The organism is Pelobium manganitolerans, assembly GCF_003609575.1.
In the GTDB taxonomy this organism is placed as follows: domain Bacteria; phylum Bacteroidota; class Bacteroidia; order Sphingobacteriales; family Sphingobacteriaceae; genus Pseudopedobacter; species Pseudopedobacter manganitolerans.
Window position 1 is genome coordinate 295,879 of record NZ_MBTA01000001.1, and the last position, 21,148, is coordinate 317,026.

The 21,148-nt window shown below is 39.9% G+C and carries 20 protein-coding genes; 8 read left to right on the forward strand and 12 right to left on the reverse strand.

Going from position 1 to position 21,148, the window contains the following annotated elements; genetic code table 11:
- Positions 1 to 40: 40 nt before the first annotated feature.
- The 5 genes from BCY91_RS01315 to BCY91_RS01335 all read right to left on the reverse strand — a co-directional run bounded on the left by BCY91_RS01315 (position 41) and on the right by BCY91_RS01335 (position 5,215).
- The gene (locus tag BCY91_RS01315; protein ID WP_120180202.1) at positions 41 to 727 is read right to left on the reverse strand and encodes a hypothetical protein; all 687 of its coding nucleotides are present in this window, start codon (positions 725 to 727) and stop codon (positions 41 to 43) included.
- Positions 728 to 841: 114 nt separating this feature from the next.
- On the reverse strand, positions 842 to 2,116 hold the full coding sequence (gene purD / locus BCY91_RS01320; RefSeq protein ID WP_120180203.1) for a phosphoribosylamine--glycine ligase: 1,275 nt from the start codon (positions 2,114 to 2,116) through the stop codon (positions 842 to 844).
- 115 nt (positions 2,117 to 2,231) lie between these two features.
- Positions 2,232 to 2,600 (reverse strand): YraN family protein, encoded by a 369-nt coding sequence (locus BCY91_RS01325; protein ID WP_120180204.1) that lies wholly within the window; start codon positions 2,598 to 2,600, stop codon positions 2,232 to 2,234.
- Positions 2,600 to 4,525, reverse strand: a complete 1,926-nt coding sequence (gene dnaG / locus BCY91_RS01330; RefSeq protein ID WP_120180205.1) for a DNA primase — start codon at positions 4,523 to 4,525, stop codon at positions 2,600 to 2,602. Before dnaG ends, BCY91_RS01325 begins: the two co-directional genes overlap by 1 nt.
- Positions 4,526 to 4,579: 54 nt before the next feature.
- Positions 4,580 to 5,215 carry a hypothetical protein gene (locus tag BCY91_RS01335; RefSeq protein WP_120180206.1) on the reverse strand — a complete coding sequence of 212 codons (636 nt, stop codon included), beginning with the start codon at positions 5,213 to 5,215 and terminating at the stop codon, positions 4,580 to 4,582.
- A gap of 120 nt (positions 5,216 to 5,335) precedes the next feature.
- Here BCY91_RS01335 and BCY91_RS01340 point away from each other — a divergent pair, with 120 nt between their 5' ends.
- Complete coding sequence (locus BCY91_RS01340; RefSeq protein WP_120180207.1) at positions 5,336 to 6,022, forward strand: NgoBV family restriction endonuclease; 687 nt, start codon at positions 5,336 to 5,338, stop codon at positions 6,020 to 6,022.
- On the opposite strand, the gene dcm (BCY91_RS01345) is transcribed toward BCY91_RS01340, so the two are convergent.
- From dcm (BCY91_RS01345) to BCY91_RS01360, 4 genes are all read right to left on the reverse strand, one after another.
- Entirely contained in the window at positions 6,003 to 7,331 is a 1,329-nt protein-coding gene (gene dcm, locus BCY91_RS01345; protein ID WP_120180208.1) for a DNA (cytosine-5-)-methyltransferase, read from the reverse strand. The genes BCY91_RS01340 and dcm (BCY91_RS01345) overlap by 20 nt on opposite strands.
- Entirely contained in the window at positions 7,328 to 7,606 is a 279-nt protein-coding gene (locus BCY91_RS01350; protein WP_182995273.1) for a DUF6471 domain-containing protein, read from the reverse strand. The genes dcm (BCY91_RS01345) and BCY91_RS01350 overlap by 4 nt, the downstream gene beginning before the upstream one ends.
- Positions 7,607 to 7,836: 230 nt before the next feature.
- Positions 7,837 to 8,889: a glutaminyl-peptide cyclotransferase gene (locus BCY91_RS01355; RefSeq protein WP_120180209.1), complete on the reverse strand. Its 1,053-nt coding sequence runs from the start codon at positions 8,887 to 8,889 to the stop codon at positions 7,837 to 7,839.
- 51 nt (positions 8,890 to 8,940) lie between these two features.
- Positions 8,941 to 9,546 carry a hypothetical protein gene (locus tag BCY91_RS01360; RefSeq protein WP_120180210.1) on the reverse strand — a complete coding sequence of 202 codons (606 nt, stop codon included), beginning with the start codon at positions 9,544 to 9,546 and terminating at the stop codon, positions 8,941 to 8,943.
- A gap of 113 nt (positions 9,547 to 9,659) precedes the next feature.
- On the opposite strand from BCY91_RS01360, the gene BCY91_RS01365 reads away from it, so the two are divergent.
- The 4 genes from BCY91_RS01365 (at position 9,660) to BCY91_RS01380 (ending at position 13,599) form a co-directional block, all read left to right on the forward strand.
- Positions 9,660 to 10,937, forward strand: coding sequence for an FAD-dependent oxidoreductase (locus tag BCY91_RS01365; RefSeq protein WP_120180211.1), 1,278 nt, complete (start codon positions 9,660 to 9,662; stop codon positions 10,935 to 10,937).
- A 166-nt stretch (positions 10,938 to 11,103) separates the two neighbouring features.
- Positions 11,104 to 11,844, forward strand: a complete 741-nt coding sequence (locus BCY91_RS01370; protein WP_120180212.1) for an MlaE family ABC transporter permease — start codon at positions 11,104 to 11,106, stop codon at positions 11,842 to 11,844.
- Complete coding sequence (locus tag BCY91_RS01375) at positions 11,844 to 12,617, forward strand: ABC transporter ATP-binding protein (protein ID WP_120180213.1); 774 nt, start codon at positions 11,844 to 11,846, stop codon at positions 12,615 to 12,617. The genes BCY91_RS01370 and BCY91_RS01375 overlap by 1 nt, the downstream gene beginning before the upstream one ends.
- A gap of 1 nt (position 12,618) precedes the next feature.
- Positions 12,619 to 13,599 (forward strand): MlaD family protein, encoded by a 981-nt coding sequence (locus tag BCY91_RS01380; RefSeq protein WP_120180214.1) that lies wholly within the window; start codon positions 12,619 to 12,621, stop codon positions 13,597 to 13,599.
- A 51-nt stretch (positions 13,600 to 13,650) separates the two neighbouring features.
- On the opposite strand, the gene BCY91_RS01385 is transcribed toward BCY91_RS01380, so the two are convergent.
- Positions 13,651 to 16,116: a zinc-dependent metalloprotease gene (locus BCY91_RS01385; RefSeq protein ID WP_120180215.1), complete on the reverse strand. Its 2,466-nt coding sequence runs from the start codon at positions 16,114 to 16,116 to the stop codon at positions 13,651 to 13,653.
- A gap of 207 nt (positions 16,117 to 16,323) precedes the next feature.
- Here BCY91_RS01385 and dcm (BCY91_RS01390) point away from each other — a divergent pair, with 207 nt between their 5' ends.
- Positions 16,324 to 17,316 carry a DNA cytosine methyltransferase gene (gene dcm / locus BCY91_RS01390; RefSeq protein WP_120180216.1) on the forward strand — a complete coding sequence of 331 codons (993 nt, stop codon included), beginning with the start codon at positions 16,324 to 16,326 and terminating at the stop codon, positions 17,314 to 17,316.
- Between the two features lie 34 nt (positions 17,317 to 17,350).
- Here dcm (BCY91_RS01390) and BCY91_RS01395 read toward each other — a convergent pair whose 3' ends face one another.
- Positions 17,351 to 18,055, reverse strand: coding sequence for an SDR family oxidoreductase (locus BCY91_RS01395; RefSeq protein ID WP_120180217.1), 705 nt, complete (start codon positions 18,053 to 18,055; stop codon positions 17,351 to 17,353).
- 62 nt (positions 18,056 to 18,117) lie between these two features.
- On the opposite strand from BCY91_RS01395, the gene BCY91_RS01400 reads away from it, so the two are divergent.
- Positions 18,118 to 19,011, forward strand: a complete 894-nt coding sequence (locus BCY91_RS01400) for a LysR family transcriptional regulator (RefSeq protein WP_245988970.1) — start codon at positions 18,118 to 18,120, stop codon at positions 19,009 to 19,011.
- 85 nt (positions 19,012 to 19,096) lie between these two features.
- On the forward strand, positions 19,097 to 20,050 hold the full coding sequence (locus tag BCY91_RS01405) for a YeiH family protein (RefSeq protein ID WP_120180218.1): 954 nt from the start codon (positions 19,097 to 19,099) through the stop codon (positions 20,048 to 20,050).
- Between the two features lie 59 nt (positions 20,051 to 20,109).
- On the opposite strand, the gene nadA is transcribed toward BCY91_RS01405, so the two are convergent.
- Complete coding sequence (gene nadA / locus BCY91_RS01410; protein ID WP_120180219.1) at positions 20,110 to 21,102, reverse strand: quinolinate synthase NadA; 993 nt, start codon at positions 21,100 to 21,102, stop codon at positions 20,110 to 20,112.
- Positions 21,103 to 21,148 lie beyond the last annotated feature (46 nt).

A 21,148-nucleotide genomic window follows, 5' to 3' on the forward strand; every position in this document is an offset into this window, starting at 1 on the left:
ATGAGTCCCTAACGCGCTTTTTTTGTAAAATAAAAAACGGTTAAAATTTAAAAAAGTAACCAATTGCCGCAAACACCACGCCTGCTAAGGCTATCAAAAACGCCGAACGGCCAAACACAAAACCCATAATACTGCCAATAACTACCAAGATTAAGCCGGCCCATAACAGGTTTTTACTACGCTGTGCTTTAGCTACGGCTTTTTCCTGCAAATCCGGGTTTTTTTGTTTGATGTCTTTAAACGCCATTTCCCTTATTTCGGAAGCGGCCTGCCCAAAAGAGGCTGATTTTTTTCCCGGTTTTAAGGCTTTAGAATTGCTTGGCATTTTTAAGGCCGCGTTAAGCTCATTGGCATCACTGCTGTTGCTCATTAATGGCTCTCTTGTTAGGTTTGCTGCTACAACCTGCTTGTTGCTGTGGCCTAAACTATTTTTATTTCTGCGAATGTTGCCTTTTGTGCCTGAGGTGTTTTTTATGTTTTGTTGTTGATGTGCCGGTTGTGGTGAAAAAAAACCGTCTGACTCGGGATAATAAACTACACTTCCTTTTTCTTGCAATTGCCAAATTAGGTTTACTTGCTTTACATCTGCGCTATAAGGTTCGCGAGTTTGCGCCAAATTTATTTTATCCGGATTTATCTTAACCCATTCAAAGCCATTTTGCGCACAGGCTGTACTCAGCAAAGCCAGTACAATTAAAAAGCAATATTTACCGGTTTTAATTAGCATGCAATAAAATTAAGAAACATTGTGCCAAAAAGGAAAAAAGCTTGTAACCGTGCGCGTTAAGCGTTTATGCCTGATTCTACTTTTTTATTTGCGCACAAACAATTTCCCAAAAGTCTACAATAAATCAAAACCAATATCTTTTCTAAAAGTTGCACCGTCGTAATAAATACGGCCTGCATCAGAAGTTGCTTGTTGCAAAGCATCAAACATGGTGTTTTGCAAAGTGGTAACTGCCAAAACGCGTCCGCCGTTAGTTTTCACCACACCATTATCCAACTCGGTACCGGCATGAAAAACGATACTTTCTTTTACGTTTTCTAAGCCAGCAATGGCTTTTCCGTTAATGTATTTTCCTGGATATCCGGCAGAAACCAGCATTACTGTAGCCGCGGTTTTATCAGAAACTTTGAGCTGGTAACCGGCCAGTTTTTCATCGGCCACAGCCTGCAACAGCTCCACAAAATCGTTTTCTATACGCGGAAGCACACTTTCCGTTTCCGGATCGCCCATGCGGCAGTTATATTCTATCACGTTTGGCTGGCCATCGGTATTCATCAAACCAATAAAAATAAAGCCTTTATAGTGGATGCCTTCTGTTTGCAGGCCTTTAATGGTTGGTTTTACCACCAATTCTTCTACCTTGTTGATAAAAGCTTCGTCTGCAAACGGAACAGGGGAAATAGAACCCATGCCTCCGGTGTTTAAGCCGGTATCACCCTCGCCAATGCGTTTATAGTCTTTAGCAGCGGGCAAAATCACATAATCTTTACCGTCTGTTAATACAAAAACAGAAAGCTCTATCCCGGTTAAAAACTCTTCTATCACCACCTTTTCGCTGGCATCGCCAAATTTTGCTTCTGCCAACATCAAGCGTAATTCTTCTTGTGCTTCTGCTAGGCTTGTGCAAATTAAAACGCCTTTTCCGGCGGCCAAACCGTCAGCTTTTAAGACTACTGGTAAACTGTGGCTTTGTAAATATGCCAATCCTTCCTCTAAAGTTTCTTTAGTGAAGGTGCGCGACGCTGCGGTTGGCACGCCATACTTTTGCATAAAGTTTTTAGAAAAATCTTTACTGCCTTCAAGCTGTGCACCGTCTTTTTTGGGACCAATTACAGGTACTTTGCTCAATTCCTCATCGGCCAAAAAATAGTCGTGAATGCCTTTTACCAAGGGTTCTTCGGGCCCAACCAACACTAAATTAACCGCGTTTTTCTTCACAAAACTTGCGATACCTTCAAAATCTGTCACTTTAAGGGCAACGTTTTTTCCGTAAGTGCCGGTACCGGCGTTTCCGGGAGCGATAAAAAGTTGGCTACAAAGATTGCTTTGGCTTATTTTCCAGGCGAAAGCACTTTCTCTTCCGCCCGAACCGATGATGAGAATATTCATAGCCCAAAAATAGGATAAGATACGTAGATGAGAAAAGTAATTTTTGAATGACGTTCAACCGCTGAGGACAGCCCTAAACCTTACGCCTTAAACCCGACACCTTAAGCCTCAAAATTTATCCATAATCCCAAAAAGCATCTTCAATATGATGAATGCCGTATTCTTCAAAGCCTTTTTTAAACAGAATGGCGATAATATCAAAACGGATTTCGCCCTCGTGCTGCTGCAAAAACAGATACTCATTAGCAGCAAGCGCCAGTAGCTTTTGCTTTTTTACATCCACAAAATCCTGAGGCAAGCCAAAGCCCGTCCCCGAACGCGCTTTTACTTCTATAAAAACAAGGGTGTTGTTATGCCGCGCAATTAAATCAACTTCTGCACGCCGGTAACGCCAGTTTTCTTCCAGCACCTCATAGCCTTTCGCAATTAAAAACTCTTTTGCAAAACGTTCAGCTCGGCTACCGTCGGTATTATGCTGGGCCATTATTTAATAATTACAGAGCCTAGGTAGCTCGAGATATAACGCTCTAATTCTTTCAGTTCTTTGTATTGCACCATCAAGGTCAATTGCTTTTCGGCGTCTTTTTCTTCCTGAATTTCTTTTTGTTTGTTGGCTAAAATGCTGGCTATTTTTTTCTTCTTGAGGTGAAAAATGGCGCCCATTACCGTCCCTTGTAGCTTCTCTGTTTCTTCTGGCACAGAAATGTTGTGCATATTGTACCAATTCTCGCTCAAGACATAAGGCGTAGAGATTAGCGAAACGGCCAGTTCGGCAATTTTCCTATCGGGATGTTGAATAAACGTTTTTTCGGTGGGCAAACGCCCTTCCTCCAACTCTTTTTTATACAGTTCCACTACTTTCGCATAAAGCGGATTGTTGAAAACTACGTCGTCTAAATGCAAAATAATGTAGGGGCCAATGTAAGAGTCGGTGCTTTCGTCCCAATGAGCCATACGGTCGCCGTACATCAGCAAAACGCGCAGCATATCCCGTTCCTGATATTCGTCTGTTTGTACCGGCGTTTCAATCCCGTACATTGCGGCTTCCACTTCTGGCGGAGGCCCTTCTTCTACAAAAGCTGGCTTGGGTGCTTGTTTTTTGCTGTTGCTTAGGCGGATTTTGTTTAGCTCGGCAATCAAAATCCGCTCTTCCATCTGTAAAATGGAGCTGCACTCGCGCACAAAAATGGACGCTTTAATCGCATCCGGAATTTTGGCAATACTTTCTACCACATCCCTAATTACGCCTGCCTTTTTTATAGGGTCGTTATTGGCATCTTGTAAAAGAATTTCTGTTTTGTAAAAGATAAAGTCTTTTTGATGGCTGTTGATGTGGCTTTTAAACGCCGCCGCACCAAACTTTTGGATGTACGAGTCTGGATCGTGGCCATCCGGAAAAAGAACCACTTTAACATCTAAGCCTTCTTCCAAAATCATATCCAAACCCCGCAAAGATGCTTTTATACCTGCCGTATCGCCATCGTACAAAATGGTTACGCTTTTGGTAAAACGACCAATCAGCTTAATTTGTTCGGTAGTCAAAGACGTCCCGGACGATGCAACCACGTTTTCCACACCGGCTTGCTGTACAGAAAGCACATCGGCATAACCTTCTACCAAATAGCAATTGTCAAAATCTCTGATGGCTTTTTTAGCCTGAAAAAGGCCGTAAAGCACATTGGATTTGTGGTAAATATCGCTCTCGGGCGAGTTGACGTATTTTGGGCTAGATTTATCTGTTTTTAAAGTACGCCCCCCAAAACCTATAACCCTGCCCGTGAAATTGTGGATGGGGAACATCACACGGCCCCGGAACCTGTCGTACACACGGCCTTGATCATTTTTAATAACCAAACCCACCTGCTCTAAAAACTCTTGTTGGTAACCTTCTTTAACAGCCGAATCTAATAAGGCGCTCCAATCATCTGGCGAATAACCTAGCTCAAATTTTTTGATAATGTCATCGCGAAAGCCGCGTTCTTTAAAATAGCTGAGGCCGATGGTTTTGCCTTCCTCGCTGTTCCACATTTTATCGGCAAAAAACTTCGCCGCGTAGTTTGAAACAATATATAAGCTTTCGCGTTTGTCTTGGGCTTCGCGGAAAGCTGGCGTAACCTCTGTTTCCTCAACTTCAATGTGGTATTTGTTGGCCACATATTTTAGCGCTTCGGGGTACGAGTATTTCTCGTGCTCCATGATAAAGTGCACCGAATCGCCACCTTTACCGCAACCGAAACATTTAAAAATACCTTTGGCAGGCGATACGTGGAAAGACGGCGATTTTTCGTTATGAAAGGGGCACAAACCAATAAGGCTGGTGCCTCTCTTTTTCAGTTGCACAAAGTCGCCAACCACTTCTTCTATCAAAGCGGTTTCTAAAATTTTGTCGATGGTTTCTTTCTTAATCACGCCTCACAAATTTGCAGAAAATTACTGGTTTGGTTAACATTTGCAAACCGATTGCTACAAACAATCCACTTTTCCTTTTTGCGCTTGGTACTGCAAAAGTTTGTGATAGCTGCTTAAAATTTCTTCGGGTTTTTGGCAGGCAACGGCCTTGTTTTTAATGCTTGACGGATTAAAATTAGCCTTATCTGCCGAGCGCAAGCGGTATTTTTTTTGCAAACATTGCTGCACGGTTCCGTTCACAAAATAACTACGTGTTTCTGTAACATCATCAACCGTTGCGCCTTCTGCGGCCGTATTCTCTTCGAAAGTCCAGTTGGTGTTTTTATGATAAACAAAAAAAGGGTTTTCCTTATTTATAAAAAACTGGGTTAAACCTTCGTTGTGGCTGTACTCGCCGTAAGTGTGTTCTACCATCACCAAATTTTTCTCTTCGTAAAAGAACTTTATGGTGCCAGATTTTTCGCCGTTACAATCATAAGTAACCGCATTGCTATCTAATGATTTGGTCAAGCGCTGTTGCGCGATTTTATTGTAAAGCGGTTTTATCTGGCTCAAGCTGTCGATGCTGATAGTTGAGCTTTCCTCTTTTGTGGGTTTCGTATCTGTTGTTGAAACTGCTTTTTTATCTTGATTTCCGCAAGAAGCCAAAACCAAACACAGCAACAAACTTTTTAAAAATTGATTTTTCATAGCCCGTTTGTGAAGCACTTATTATACCAAGGCTTAAGTTACCTGCCAAATTTTCAAATCGTACCAAAAACCAAACATCATCAAAAATTAATAGCTTTGTCCTGAATCTAGAAACTGCAAATGAAGCTATCAGGACATGAACTTTATAATAAATTGGTAAACGAATACAAGATTATTGGAGAAAAAGGAATAATCAATTTTACCCTGAAAGACCTTACCATCTCTATTGAAACCAAAGATACTGTTGGAAACCTACTTCAGGAGTGGCTGAAAACTTGGATGATGGTGGAAAAAGTCGAATTTGAAGAAAACACTAATTCACAGGTTTTTCCAGATTTTTATCTTGATAAGCATAATCAAAAATTAGATTTGCTTGAAGTGAAAAGTTTCGACTGGGACAGGGGTCCGGGTTTCGATTTGGCAAACTTCGACTCTTATTGTAATTCGCTTTTAACTACGGCCTACCGGTTAAATTCAGACTATTTAATTTTTTCCTACCAAATGAAGGGTAGCGAACTCACTATTAAAGATGTTTGGATAAAAAAGATTTGGGAGTTAGCTTGCCCCAGCGGAACCTATCCAGTGAAAGTTCAAGAAAAGAAAAGTGTAATTTACAATATCCGACCAGGCATTTGGTATTCTGAACGTTCAAAATTTAAACCATTTAATTCTTTGGAAGAATTTTTATCTGCTTTGAATGAAACACGATACCAATATCCCCAGACACGCCACACAAATGGACATTGGTTACAAAATGTCTTGAAAAATTACGAAGAACATACAGGCGTTAAATTACAGGTTCGCTGATATAAACTTCAGCCAGTTTATTGGCAACAAATTCCACAACTGGAACGGCAACGGTGTTTCCTAACAAATCAAACGCATCATGTTCTTTTGTTGGGATTTCATACCATTCGGGATAACCAAACAACCGCAAGCCTTCACGAATAGTCAACCTACGCAACCCTTTACCATCAGGAACAGCCAAACGAGAAACATCGGTTGCGACTAAAGTCGGTGCAATATCTTTGGGGTCAAGAACTTTATTTACTTCAAAACTCAATTTTCCTGTTACGATGTTGTAGCCTTTCGGTTTAGTTTCGTCATATTCACGTACCGAAATTGAACCGTCAGCAGTTTCAATTTTGACTAGTTTTTTAGGATGTTCTAATTTCAAATATCCTTTTGAAGTCAAATCATCTAACAAAGTTTTTAATTCATTTTTTGACAAGTCAATAAACGTATTGATCTGCTCTAAAGTCAAAGCCATTCCGTCCATCCAATCAATACCGATTTCTTCAGCCCATTGTTTTTTTCGTCTTTGTTTGAACAACTGGTTTAGAATTTCTGCTTGTTGCTTAGAAACACTTCCTTTTATTTCAATATCCCAACTATGAATATTGTTATCACCGCCTCGTTTGTCTTTTATGGACTTTCCGTACAAATCTTTCAAAGAAAAGTGTGACATTAATTTATCAATAAAATCAGATTTCAAAGTTGGCAAACCACTTTCTAAAATACTTTCCAAAGCTTTGAAACGTACTTCGTTTCCGCTTAAATCTATTTGCTCATCTATTGTTCCAACAATAAAAATTCGTTTACGAGATTGTGGCAAACCAAATTCCAAACTGTCAAAAACTTTCCAACTTGTTTTGTAACCCAACTCTTTTTCGAGTGTGTACAAAATCGTTTTTAATGTTCTGCCCATTTCATCATTTTTGTTTTCCAAGTCGTGCTTTACTAGGCCTTCCACATTTTCTAGAATAAAACCATACGGTTTTTTTTCTCTCAAAATGCGTTCAATTTCAAAAAACAAAGTACCCCTTGTATCTAAAAAACCTTTACGTTTTCCGCCGGCACTAAACGGCTGACAAGGAAAACCTCCCAACAAAAAATCAAAATCGGGAATAAACTCATTGCGAATTTCAAAAATATCGCCAGCCAAAAATTCGTGATCAAAATTATGCTTCAATGTTTTTACGGCATACGGTTTTATTTCCGAAGTCATCACACATTTAGTTTCCATTCCAGCATCTTTAAATGCTTTTTCAAAACCCAAACGGATACCACCAAGGCCAGCAAAAAGGTCAATAAATTTCACACAATTGTTTTTCATTTTTTGGAAGTTTTATAAGGTTCGTTTGGTTCAGCAACCATCAACAATTGATTTTCATAATCTTCAATCTCCAATTTATGACAACCTATAACCGCAAGACATTGCAATAAAAAGGTAGCACTAAAACTACCGCGGCTAATTTTGCTGTCTATACTTGCTTTGGTTTCTTCGAGACCAATTTCGTTGAGTAAACCAACCAAATCGGTATTGGTATATCCACGTTTGACCATTTCCGACTTTAGAAGCCGCTTTGCTTTATCATCCCAGTTTGACATAAACAAAAAGATATATTTGCATAAATAAACAACATTTATCATATATGCAAATAAAAAAGCATAAACGACAAATATGTTAGACAAAAATTTCAGCACCGTGATTTAGATACGGATTTAGCTAAGATTCTCTCGTTTACTCTTTAAAAATCAAATATTTGTGCGTTTAATGTCTGTAGCTCGCGAAGCAGGAAAGCATGAACTACAACTTAAAACGGTACTTTTCTCGTTATTTAATTTTTGACCACCTCAATCTGAAACATTTTATCCCATTTTTTACCGGTAACAAACAGGCGCTTGCCGGCCTTATCATACGCAATACCGTTTAAAACGTCTTGTTGTGGGTCTTCCACTTCTGCGTGCGGTAAACCCATCATGTTAATATAAGCTTCTACAGCACCCGTTTTTGGGTCAATAATGGCAATGAGTTCTGACGTAAAAATGTTGGCGTAAATTTTCCCATCTATCCACTCAAGCTCGTTCAGTTGCGTTACCGGGCCTTTATCATCATAAACCTCAATGCTTCCTTTGGGCAAGTAGGTGTTTTTATCCAACTTATAAATATGGTTGCTGCCATCAGAATTGTAAACGGTTTCGCCATCAAAAGTTAAACCCCAACCTTCGGCAGCGTGGTTATAAGGGAAAGTTTTTAGGAGTTTAAAAGTTTCTTTGTCGTACTCGAAACCTACTTTTTCACGATAGGTAAGCTGGATAATTTTATCGCCAATTACCGTTATCCCTTCCGCAAAATATTGCTTATCCACATCGTGCTGTTGCACCACTTTTCCTTGCAGGTTTACTTTGCGCAGGCTCGAAGTTCCATAGTCGCCGGCACTTTCGTAAAAAAAACCATCGTGAAATTCTAAACCTTCTACATAAGATGTGATAGAGTGCGGGTACGTATTTATGATTTTGTAGCTATAGTTTGCTGGTTTTTGCGAACTAATGAGCACAATGTTGCTGGTGATTTCTTCTGCCGTACCCTCGCTAAAAATTTTTGCTGTTAACAGGCGGCTTCCTAAAGGCAAACCTTGGGTGTTATAGTTAAAACGTGCGGTATCTTTTTTGGTAGCAACTCTTAGGGTGTCAATATAATACTGAACAGAATCTACCTGCGCATTGGCAAAATTGATGTGAAACGGAATTTCTTCGCCTGATTTAATAAGTGCCCCAGTTTCTGGAGAGTTGAAGTAGCTTGACTGGCTTTTAGATTTTTGATCTGACGTACATGAAAATAGAAATAAAAAAGCGCCGATTGCTGTTGCGCTGAGGATGTGCTTCACCATTTTTTGTTTTTGCTAAATGTTAAAGGTAAATAATTTTTCAAAAGACGGTTCTTAACCAAAAAGTGCGACTCTAAAATTCAATAAGTCCATAAAATAGGCTTTTTCGCCTATAATTTGGTAAAACTGAGCTATTTGTGCTAAATGCACCGCACCGGAAAATAAAAGCCAAGCAATTTGTTCATCCAAATACAAAATAGCATCCGCTTTAGCGTTAATCGGAGCCTCAAAAGTTAAATGCTGATTAGCAGTGTTGATAAAACAAGAAAAACCTGCTAGGCCCACAATTTGTACTTCAAGCAATAGGCGGTTCTGCGTTTTTAGCGTTGTTTGTTTTTTTACAAAGCTTTGCAAAATATGTTTTAATACCGGCTGATAAAGCTCTTTTTGTAGTAACGAAGCTTTATTTAAGCTATAGCGGATGTGTTGCTGCAATAAAAACAACCTTGTGGTATCGTCATCATTTAGCCCTGCGAAGTCAATTTCGTTATCGTGCTTAAGCTCTTCTAAAGATTGGCCAGCTCCAAAAATTTGAAGTAATTTATGCAAAACAACGGCAACAGTTTTGCCCAGCTCGGTTTGCTTTTCCAGCTCTCGGGGCTTAATTTCTTTGGTTAAGTCCGCAAGATGCAGCCACAGTGTGTTGTTTATATTTTCCACAATTTGCCGTGATAATGCCTAATTTTATAAAAACATCCTAAATTTCTGGGTTAAAAAATGTTAAATCTGATTTTGCTAGCATCAAATTTCCTGATTATTACGTTATTGAGGTTATGATAAAAAGATACTTTTCTGCCATTTTGTTGTTGTTTAGTTTTTCGGCATTTGCACAGTACAAGCCCGATGTGGTAGTTATTGGCGGAAGCGCCGCGGGTACAGCTGCCGCCATACAAGCCGCAAACAGTGGTGTAAAAGCGGTATTAATAGAACCCGGCTCACAGTTGATTGGCGATGCCGTACCCGATATGGAAATTCCGGCTTTCAACCGTGGCATCTGGAAAAAGTGGAAAGATTTGTACAAGTCGAAAATTGACAGCCAGAAAACAGCCACGCCGCAAGATGCTTTGGAAACGCTGGTAAAGCAGACAAAAAACCTTCATTTCTTCAAGAATACGCCCGTACTAGAGATTAAACAGAAAAGTAGCGGCTGGGAAATCCGCATCCCGGTAAACGGAAAAACAGAAAAAATAAAGTGTAAAATATTGGTTGATGCCACAACCGACAGTAAAGCTTCGCTGCTCGCCAGCGGAAATATTTTAAAATTAGACAGCGCCGGCAAGTTTGATGCCTTTGTAAACTATAACAAAGCCCAGCGGGAAAACCCATACCAGCAAGCGCAGAAACTATATAAAACCAGTGGCGCTGCGGGTTTTGGCCATGATAGTTTGTTGCATTTTATCCCTTTGGGCGTATTTATTCCTAAAAACGTGGATAACCTGTTGGTGGTTTCAATGTCGTGTTTTAAAGATTTTGATACCGAAGATTTTAGAAATATTGCTTTATGGACTAATATGGGACAAGCGGCCGGTGCTTTAGCCGCTTATGGCCCGTTTTTTAATGTAAGCCCTAAAAAGGCAAACATCCGGATTACCCAAAACGAAATGCTGGATTACAACAGCTTTTTGTACCCGGTGTTAGATGTTGATACCGCGCGAGTATCTTGGAATCCGGTTCAAAAAATTATCGCCAGCGGCGTTTTACGTTTTGATTTTGTTAAGGGAAAATTTAATCCGGACAGTGCCGTAACTGTTAGCCAAATTAAAAACCAAATGACGCAACTTTATCCGCGCGCTCGTATTTGGTTTATAGAAAACAGCGCTTTAACCAGCTTAAGCACACAAAATTTGGTTTCTATGCTCAGCTTTATCAGTGGCCGAGATCCAGTTTCTATACAACAAGAGATTGAAAATGATTGGAAAAAGAAATACAAATTTAAAACGGCATATAGCGCAGAAAAGACTATTAATAAGTTAGAGTTTGCCTGCATTTTAGAAAATTACATTAGCCCGTACAGCGTAAATGTTGATTTCGCAGGTTTTGATCTTCGTTAAATTTGTGTAAAACGCGCCGTAAAATACGTGCCCAACTTTACAAAATGCTAATTTTTGATACTTTTGCAAAACCACAAAGCAATGGAATAGTTGTTGTTGAACTCTAGCAACCAAAATTCAGATTTTGAAAAAAATTGTCACGCGCATTTCTCAACGGTTTACAAATATGTTCCTGGAGCTGTACCGGGTTCATTTGTTCATCTTAAAATTTTTTAAAGAGGCTTTTACTGCACCTTTCGAAGGGCGCGAGGTTTTACGGCAGTGTTACCAAGTGGGTTACCGCTCTTTAGCGCTTATTTCATTAACCGGCTTTATCACCGGAATTGTGTTTACCAAACAATCACGTCCGTCGCTTGCCGAGTTTGGCGCAACCTCTTGGTTGCCATCTTTAGTAGGTATTGCCATGTTGCGTACACTTGCGCCTTTGTTAACGGCCTTAATATCAGCAGGTAAAGTTGGCTCTAGTATTGGTGCCGAGCTGGGCTCTATGAAAGTAACCGAGCAAATTGATGCAATGGAAGTTTCTGCCACAAACCCCTTCAGCTATTTAGTGGTAACGCGGGTGCTGGCTACCAGCATCACCATTCCAATTTTAACCTTTTACACAGCTTTTGTCGCACTTTTAGGTGCTTTTGTAAACGTAAGCACAAATGAAAGCACCAGTTTTAGTGCTTTTGTACAGTCTTTTTTAGAATCTATCACCTTTTTAGACATCACCGCATCAACGATAAAAGCGATAGTTTTTGGCTTTACCATTGGAATGGTGGGTTGCTATCAGGGTTTCCACTCGTCTAAAGGAACAGAGGGCGTTGGTAAAGCGGCAAACTCTGCGGTGGTTGTCGGCATGTTTTTGGTATTTATTGAAGAGGTTATTGCCACGCAAATCACCTTCTTATTCAGAACGTAATGCTACAAAAAAGTAAAACAGAAAACAGCAAGGCCGTAATCACCATCAGAGACGTTAACAAATCTTTTGGCGATTACCATGTTTTGCGCGGTGCCGATTTGGATTTGTACGAAGGTGAAAACTTGGTGGTGCTGGGGCGGTCTGGAACAGGTAAATCAGTGCTCATCAAAATAATTTCGGGTTTGCTAAAGCAAGATAGCGGTATGGTAAACGTGCTGGGTAAAGATGTAGCAAACCTAAGCCCCAAAGAATTATTGGAGCTACGTTTGCGTATCGGTTTTTCTTTCCAAAACAGTGCTTTGTACGATAGTATGACCGTGCGGGAGAATTTAGAGTTTCCTTTAGTGCGCAACCGCAAAAATTTAGGAAAAGCAGAAATTGCACAGGCGGTAGAAACGGTATTAGACGCAGTGGGTTTATCGCAAACCATTAACCAGATGCCATCAGAACTTTCGGGCGGGCAACGGAAAAGAATAGGCATTGCGCGGACACTAATTTTACGTCCGGAAATTATGTTATATGACGAGCCTACTGCCGGTTTGGATCCGATAACCTGCATAGAAATAAACAATTTAATTAACGAAGTGCAGGAGCGTTTTAAAACCAGCTCTATCATCATCACTCACGATTTAACTTGTGCAAAAGCTGTTGGCAACCGTATTGCGATGTTGTTAGACGGACAGTTTCAGCGTGTGGGCACTTTTGACGAAGTTTTTGACACGGCAGATGAACGCGTGACACCATTTTACGATTATAATTTTATTCAAGAATAATATGAGCCAATTGAAAGAGAATAGAAAGGCGATTACGGTTGGGGTTTTCCTTTTTTTAGGAATCGTGATTTTCTTGCTCGGGGTATTCACTTTGGGCGGGCAGCGTAAAACCTTTGTAAAAAGCTTTATAGTTGAGGTAGTTTTTGATGACATCCAGGGTTTAAAAGTGGGCAATAATGTTTGGTTCTCTGGCGTAAAGGTAGGCACCATCAAAAAAATATCTTTTTACGGAACTTCACAGGTAAAAGTGACTTTAAGTATCGAGGAAGAAGCGCACAAATACATCCATAAAGATGCGAAAGCCAGCATCAGCTCTGACGGATTAATCGGTAATAAAATTGTAGTGATTGATGGAGGCTCACCTAAATTTCCGTTTGTAGAAGATGGCGACCAGCTTGCGGTGAACAAAACGCTTTCCACAGACGATATTATGAAAACTTTGCAGGTGAATAACAAAAACTTGGTAGATATTACCGGCGACTTTAAAGTTTTAGCGCGCAGTTTAGTTGATGGCAAAGGCACCATGGGTGCGTTATTAACAGACGAGCAATTGGCGAACAATTTTAAAACCATTGTGCAAAACCTGGAAAAAACAACCGCTTCTACCAACCGAATGGCTAGCCAATTAAATGCGTTTAGCGTAAAGTTGAATACCAAAGGCGGGCTAGCCGATCAGTTATTAACAGATACCGCAGTTTTTGAACGTTTTAAATCGGCCGTAACAGAACTGCAAAAAACTACAACTTATGCTGCTACACTAACGCAAAATTTAAATGAAGTTACCACGCAGCTTAACCAAACAGACAATGCCGCCGGCTTGTTGTTAAATGATAAAAAAACCGCCGACCAAATACGCAGCATCATGAATAATTTGGAAAGCAGCAGTGGTAAACTAGATGAAGATTTAGAAGCTTTACAGCACAATTTTTTGTTTAGAGGGTATTTTAAAAAGAAAGCCAAGGAAGAGGCAAAAAAGGAATAAACATCCTCAAAAACTAAAAAATCCAGCACCTTTTCAGATGCTGGATTTTTTTTACCCCTTCGGGTTCAAAATTAAATCTATCCGCGCCAAGGCATCATTTAAATGCGCTTTAGTTAACGCGTCATTATATCGCGGCAAGGCTCTTTTAATGCTTTGTTGCAAATTGGTTAAAGCTAAACGGGTCATCGGGCGTATATCCGAATAATCCACAATAATGCGCGTAGGCTCGTTTACGTTACTCTGGTCTTGTGTTAACAGATAACGCAGGCGCTCTATATAAGCCCTTTGCAAATTGCGGCGGTAAATATCAATCTTTTCGCCTGTGCCCAACTCGGTAAAAATACCGTTTTGCAAATCGCTCATTAACTGGTTAATGGTATAGGCTTGGTTACCGTTTTTAGCGGTATTATCAATCACTCGCGCCAAGCGAGAAAATTCCAAAATACTATTTAAAGTAACCAGTTGCATACGCCCAATTCGGGTGCTTAATGTGGCATCGTCAAATTTCTTTACAGATGGTGTAGCTGTTAGCCAAGTTGGCGTTGCAAAAGCTTGTTTGATGATAAAATCCATCGCTTGTTGCTGCACCGCTTTTGGTACCGGCGTATAAACAGCGCCACTTTGTTCATAGGTTTTAAAATTCTCGTAAATACCGCCAATGTTCGATTTTACATGTCCCATGTATCGGGTAAACTGATTAATTACCTCGCCATACAGCTCCTGCAAATTTTCATAAGCCTTGCCTTCTTCATAAGTCCATTTTTCGATATTTGGCAAAATACGTTTCAGGTTTTGGATGCCATAAGCAGATGCTTTCATTGCATCGTCTCCTAAATCTTCTGATTGTGACCGCGGGTCTATCGGGTTAGAGGTTTGCCTTCCGTAAAAATATAAAGGATTGCCTGCTCGCGCCACGGTCCACTTATTTAAAACAACTGTTTCCTCGTCCATGTTTTTGCCGGGAAAGTAAGTATAGCCCCACTTTATTGCCCATTTATCATAAGGGCCAATACCTGGGTACAGCAAAACGCCTTGATCTTGCGGTTGTGCAATGTAATTGAAGCGTGCATAATCCATAATAGAAGGGGCAGTGCCGCCCATACGCTGCGTAAAAGAAGCCGAGCGCAAAGAATCTACCGGATAAGCTACGCTGGAACCAAAATTATGCGCCAAGCCCAAAGTGTGGCCAATTTCATGCGATGACACAAAACGGATAAGCTGGCCCATTACCTCATCTTTAAACTTTGGCATACGCGCTTCTGGGTTTACCGCCGCTGTTTGCACAAAAAACCAGTTACGCACCAAATTCATCACGTTGTGGTACCAACCAATGTCAGATTCTATGATTTCGCCCGAGCGCGGATCCGAGATATGTGGGCCGTAAGCATTGGCTATGTTAGAAGCAAAATAGCGGATAACCGAATATCGCGCATCTTCTGGCGACCAATCCGGATCATCGGTTGGTGCTTCTAAACAAGTAATTGCATTTTTAAAACCGGCTGCTTCAAATGCTGCATTCCAATCTTTTACACCCTCAATCAAGTAAGGTCGCCATTTTTTCGGTGTTGCTGGGTCTATGTAGTAAACAATCTTTTTCTTAGGCTCCACCAACTCACCTCGCGCATAAGCCGCACTATCTTTAGGTTCTAAACGCCAACGCGCCACGTATCTGGTCACGGTCGCTTTTTGCGCATCTATCCCATAATCTGTTTGCCTTCTCGAAAAATAACCCACTCTTTGATCGTATAAACGTGCTTGCATGGGCACCTTAGGCAATAAAACCATAGATGTATTTAGCTCGACCGTTACCGAGCCAAGCGAGTTATCTACCGGTGGATTATTAGCTAAATATGTTTTTACCGTACGGGTTTCAATATTGATAGGAAAAGATTTGATGGTATCAATGTAGGACCTGCTTTCGTCTAAACGCGTAATTTTATAAGCTGTACGAGTATCTGGCGATAAGCCGATGGCGTTGATGTCTTTACTAAAAAAATCGCTCACGTCAATTACCACGCCGTTTGAGTCTTTCCCTAAAGATTTGATGTCAAAAACAGCTAAAATTGGCGCCAGGTTAGAGTTACGTACAGACTGGAACATTTCCGAGCTGTCCGCCGCCACATTGGCGTATGATTGTACGCGCAAAAGCACTTGTTTATCGCGTTTTTCCCACACCCAAACCTGTTCGTTAATTTCTTCGCCGCCATAAACACCATCCACCGCAGGTGTTTTTACATATCGGGTAACAGCCAACATTTCGCGTCCAAAAAGTGTATCAGCTATTTCGTAAAAATACTTTTCATCCACTTTGTGTACCGCAAATAAACCGCTGTCGGTTTTTGCTTTCGCCGATATAATATCCCGATAAGGCTTTAATGCCCCGGGCTTTTGGGTAGCTACCGGTTTATTGACAACCGGAGTTGGAGCGGGCTTTTTTTTCTTCAAAAAACAGCCTGATAAGCTGGTAGAAACTCCTATAAAGGTAATGATACCCAGTTTGTAAATGTTTTTATGCATAAAAATACTGCTATGGTAAAAATTAAATGTAGCCAATAATAAACTTAGTGTTTGCTAAATTTTTGTGACGAGTTCCAAATTCAAAAGGAAAAATTCAAAAGGGGTCAGCTAAGTGTTTCACCTTTTATCGGAGTCTTGGCTCTTTGTTCCTTAAGCTCCACCGCCTTTCATATCTTTTTGTAAATTGCGTTTCATTTTTTATTTAGCGTGGCAAGCAAAGCAGTTTTTTCAACTCCTAAAAAAACAAATTTTACTTTTATCGATTTATTTGCGGGTATTGGCGGTTTCCGTTTGGCCATGCAAAATGTTGGTGGCAAATGTGTTTATAGCAGCGAGTGGAACAAAGACGCACAACAAACCTACCTCACTAATTTTGGTGATTTGCCTTTTGGCGATATCACTTTAGCCGAAACAAAGGCACAGATTCCTAAACATTTTGACGTGCTATGCGGTGGATTTCCTTGCCAGGCATTTTCTATTGCGGGTTACCGTAAAGGTTTTGCAGAAACACGTGGAACTTTGTTTTTTGATATCCAACAAATTGTGGAAAAGCATAGGCCGAAGGCCGTTTTTTTGGAAAACGTAAAGAATCTGGTATCGCACGATAAGGGAAATACCTTTAAAATTATTCTGGAGGTTTTAGAAGAACAATTGGGATATAAGGTTTTTCATAAAGTTTTAAACTCGATGACGCACGCTAATGTGCCCCAAAACCGCGAGCGTATTTTTATGGTAGCTTTTGATCCAGAACAGGTGCCGGATCATCAGAACTTCCAATTTCCGCAAGCTATTGATTTGACAAATACCATTCATCATCTTATCGAAAAAGAAAAGCAAGATGATAAATATTATTACAAAAAAAACCATCCATATTATCCCGAACTTGAAAAAACCATGTTGAAAAATGATACGGTTTATCAGTGGAGGCGTGTGTATGTGCGCGAAAATAAAAGCAACGTTTGCCCAACCTTAACCGCAAATATGGGTGCCGGCGGACATAACGTTCCTTTAATAAAAGATAATTATGGAATCAGAAAGCTAACCCCAAAAGAATGTTTTGCTTTCCAAGGTTACCCGATGGATAAATATGTTTTACCAAAACTTGCAGATAGCAAATTGTATATGCAAGCCGGAAACTCGGTTACTATGCCTTTGGTGCAAAGAATTAGTGAAGAAATTGTGAAGGTTTTAGCTAAATAATTAAAAATCTAACACCTTACAAACTAACAACTACCTAACTCGTCTTCGTCGGTCTAATTTCTATTTTGCTAGGCAAAGTGCGCGGGTGCATCATCAACAAATCGCTTACCAACTGTCCTAAATCTTCTGGTTGTATTTTCCAGGCGTCTTTTTCTTGATTAGGTTGGTGATGATTAAAATGTGTAGCTACAGAACCTGGCATAATGGTACTTACTTTAACGCCATGTTTTCTTAAATCTAACATTACCGCTTGTGTAAAACCTGTTAACCCAAATTTGCTGGCATTATAAGCCGAACCATTTTCAAAAAAGTTAGTGCCTGCTAAGCTAGATATGGTAATGATATATCCCTGTGCTTTTTTTATGGCATCAACAGATGCTTTAATACTGTAAAAAACACCTGTTAAGTTGGTTTCTATCGTTTCGTGCCATTGCTCTAAAGTTATTTCTTCTATAGGTGCAAAATGCCCAACTCCCGCATTGGCTACTAAAATATCTAAGCCTCCAAACTCTTTTATTACCTCATTTACCGCTTGTTGTTGCGATGCAAAGTCTTTTACATCTGCTGCTAAGCCTAGCGTTCCGTTTCCCAGTTTTTTAGCAGCTTCGTCTGCGCTCTCTTGCGTTCTGCTTGTAATGGCCACTTTAACGCCCTGTTTTATTAAAGCTTCCGCAATGCCGTAACCAATTCCTTTAGTTGCGCCGGTTATTAAAGCAACTTTGTTTTTAATGTTTTGCATAAATTTAATTTTTTGTTGTTTGCCCCAAATTTTCTGCCAAGCCCGTTTATTTACTAATTTAGATGATGCTCAATTTCCGATTAGAGGTTTTTTATACTACTGCTAAGCGACTAAACTTTACAAAAGCTGCTGCCGAACTGTTTATCACACAACCGGCGGTAACCAAACACATCCACGAGCTCGAAAACCACTACAAACTTAAACTGTTTGACCGCAACGGCAGTAAAATATCCTTAACAGAGGCCGGAAAAGTTTTGTTGGCACATACCGAAAAACTGAGAGAGTTAGATAAAGCCTTAGAATTTGATATGAATGCCTTAACTCACCAACACAAGGGCATTTTAAAAATAGGTGCCAGCTCTACCATCTCTCAATATGTGCTGCCCGAAATTTTAGCCAAGTTTCATCAAAAATTTACTGATGTAAGAATTCAGCTCATCAGCGGCAATACCGAGCATATAGAACAAGCTTTGTTGAACAAAGAAATTGATTTGGGTTTGATAGAAGGACGCTCTAAAAATCCGCAAATCAACTATACCTTTTTTTTAAATGATGAACTGGTGCTGTTAGCAAACACCGCAAATCCAAACATCAAACAAATCATCAGCTTAACTGAGCTTAGCGAATATCCTTTATTGTTGCGCGAGCCCGGCTCTGGCTCTTTAGAAGTAATTGCACATGCTTTAAAAGAACATCAGCTTAAATTAAACAACCTAAACGTTGAAATGACCTTAGGTAGTATCGAAAGCATGAAAGCTTATTTGCAAAATAGCCATTGTTTAGCTTTTATATCGGTACATGCCGTGGTAAACGAGCTCAAAAACAACAAACTGCGCATTATTGATGTGGAAAACTTAAGTTTAGAACGCCCTTTATACTTTATCCAAAGCCAGGGCGACGTGGGCAACCTGCCCGGATTGTTCATCGAATTTGCCTCTAAGTATAACTTAAAGTAATAGACTATTAATATTTACAATTTAAACATCATCTAAAATACCTCCAAATTTGTATTGTTGTTTATCACAATAAATACAAATAATAATGGAACATATACATCAGCTCACTCATAATCTTAATAAAGAGAAAATAATTTTTATCATTTGCGGATTGCTCTGTTTAACACCATGGGTAAGTCCGCCGGTTGCTTTATTAGGAGGAATATTAATTGCCCAATTTTTCGACAATCCTTTTGCTACATATAGCCATGCCGCGGTTAGCTACTTACTGCAATTTGCCGTGGTAGGTTTAGGTTTTGGGATGGATTTATCTTTAGCTATCCAAAGCGGAAAAACCGGATTTGTTTACACGGTAGCGTCTATTTTTTCGACTATATTGTTAGGTTTATTTTTAGGAAAGCTTTTTAAAACCGAACGTAAAACATCTTTTTTAATTTCTTCTGGTACTGCCATCTGCGGCGGAAGTGCCATTGCTGCCTTAGCGCCGGTAGTTCAGTCTAAAGAAAAACAAACCTCTATAGCATTAGGAATTATATTTGTTTTAAATGCCGTAGCATTGTTTGTTTTCCCTATTATAGGTAAGTATTTCAGCTTATCACAAAACCAATTTGGTTTATGGTGCGCTATTGCCATACATGATACCAGCTCTGTGGTAGGTGCGGCAAATAAATACGGTCCGGAGGCTTTGCAGGTAGCTACAACGGTAAAACTGATGCGTGCCTTGTGGATTATCCCCATCGCGGTAGCAAGCGCTTTTGCCTTTAATAGTCAGTCAAAAAAAATCAAAATTCCTTACTTTATAGGTTTATTTGTTTTAGCTATGATAGCAAGCACTTACATCCCAACGGTAGCCTCAATAGCACCATTTGTAGTTGCCATAGCTAAAATAGCCTTAACATTAACCTTGTTTTTAATAGGTACCGGTTTATCCAGAGCGGTGTTAAAATCTGTTGGTTTTAAACCTTTGTTGCAAGGTTTACTGTTATGGATAACCGTTTCTGCAATAGCGCTATACGCAATTTTAAATTTTGTAGTTTAAAAACCAGTTTCCTATAAAGTTAAAATACCGGTTCAGCAAAACCGCCATTTTTTTATTTTCTACAATCCTAATTTAGCCGAAATATCTAGCATACGCTCAATTGGTAAACGTGCCCTTTCAATAATTTCCATAGGTACATCAATTTCAGGTTGTTCGTTTTTTAAGCACAGATAAAGCTTTTCTAAAGTGTTACGCTTCATGTGCGGGCAATCATTACAAGCACAGGTATTGTTTGGCGGTGCAGGTATAAAAGTTTTATCAGGATTGGCTTTTTCCATTTGGTGGATAATGCCAGATTCTGTAGCAACTATAAACTCTTTTGCCGGGCTATTGATGGTATAATTGAGCAAGCCGGTGGTAGAACCTATGTAATCTGCCATTTCTAAAATGCTTTGCTCGCATTCTGGATGCGCTAAAAACTTAGCTTCCGGATGTCTTTGCTGCAGTTTGGTTATTTTTTCGCGCGCAAATATCTCATGAACCATGCAGGCACCGTTCCACAACACCATGTCACGGCCGGTCTTTTTCATCACATAAGCGCCAAGGTTTTTATCCGGACCAAAAATGATCTTCTGGTCGGCAGGTAAACTGTTCACAATTTGCACTGCATTGCTTGATGTACAAACGATATCGCTTAAAGCCTTCAGCTCTGCGGTACAGTTTACGTAAGTAATTACCAAGTGGTCCGGATATTTTTCTTTAAATTTTTTAAAAAGATGCGGCGGACAGCTGTCTGACAAAGAACAGCCGGCTTTAGCATCCGGCAAAAGCACTTTTTTATCTGGCGATAAAATCTTAGCAGTTTCGGCCATAAAATGCACACCTGCAAACACAATTACGCTAGCATCTGTTTTAGCCGCCTGTTGCGATAATCCTAAGCTATCGCCAATATAATCTGCAATATCTTGGATATCGCCCTCTTGATAGTAATGGGCCAAGATAACTGCGTTTTTCTCTTTTTTTAACCTATCTATCTCTGCGTACAAATCTAGCGTAGGATCTATGGGCTCTTCTACAAAGCCTTTCAAATTTATTTCTTCTGCGATGTTCATTTTCTAATGGTGCAAATGTATAAAATCAAAAATTAGCTTTTTCCGC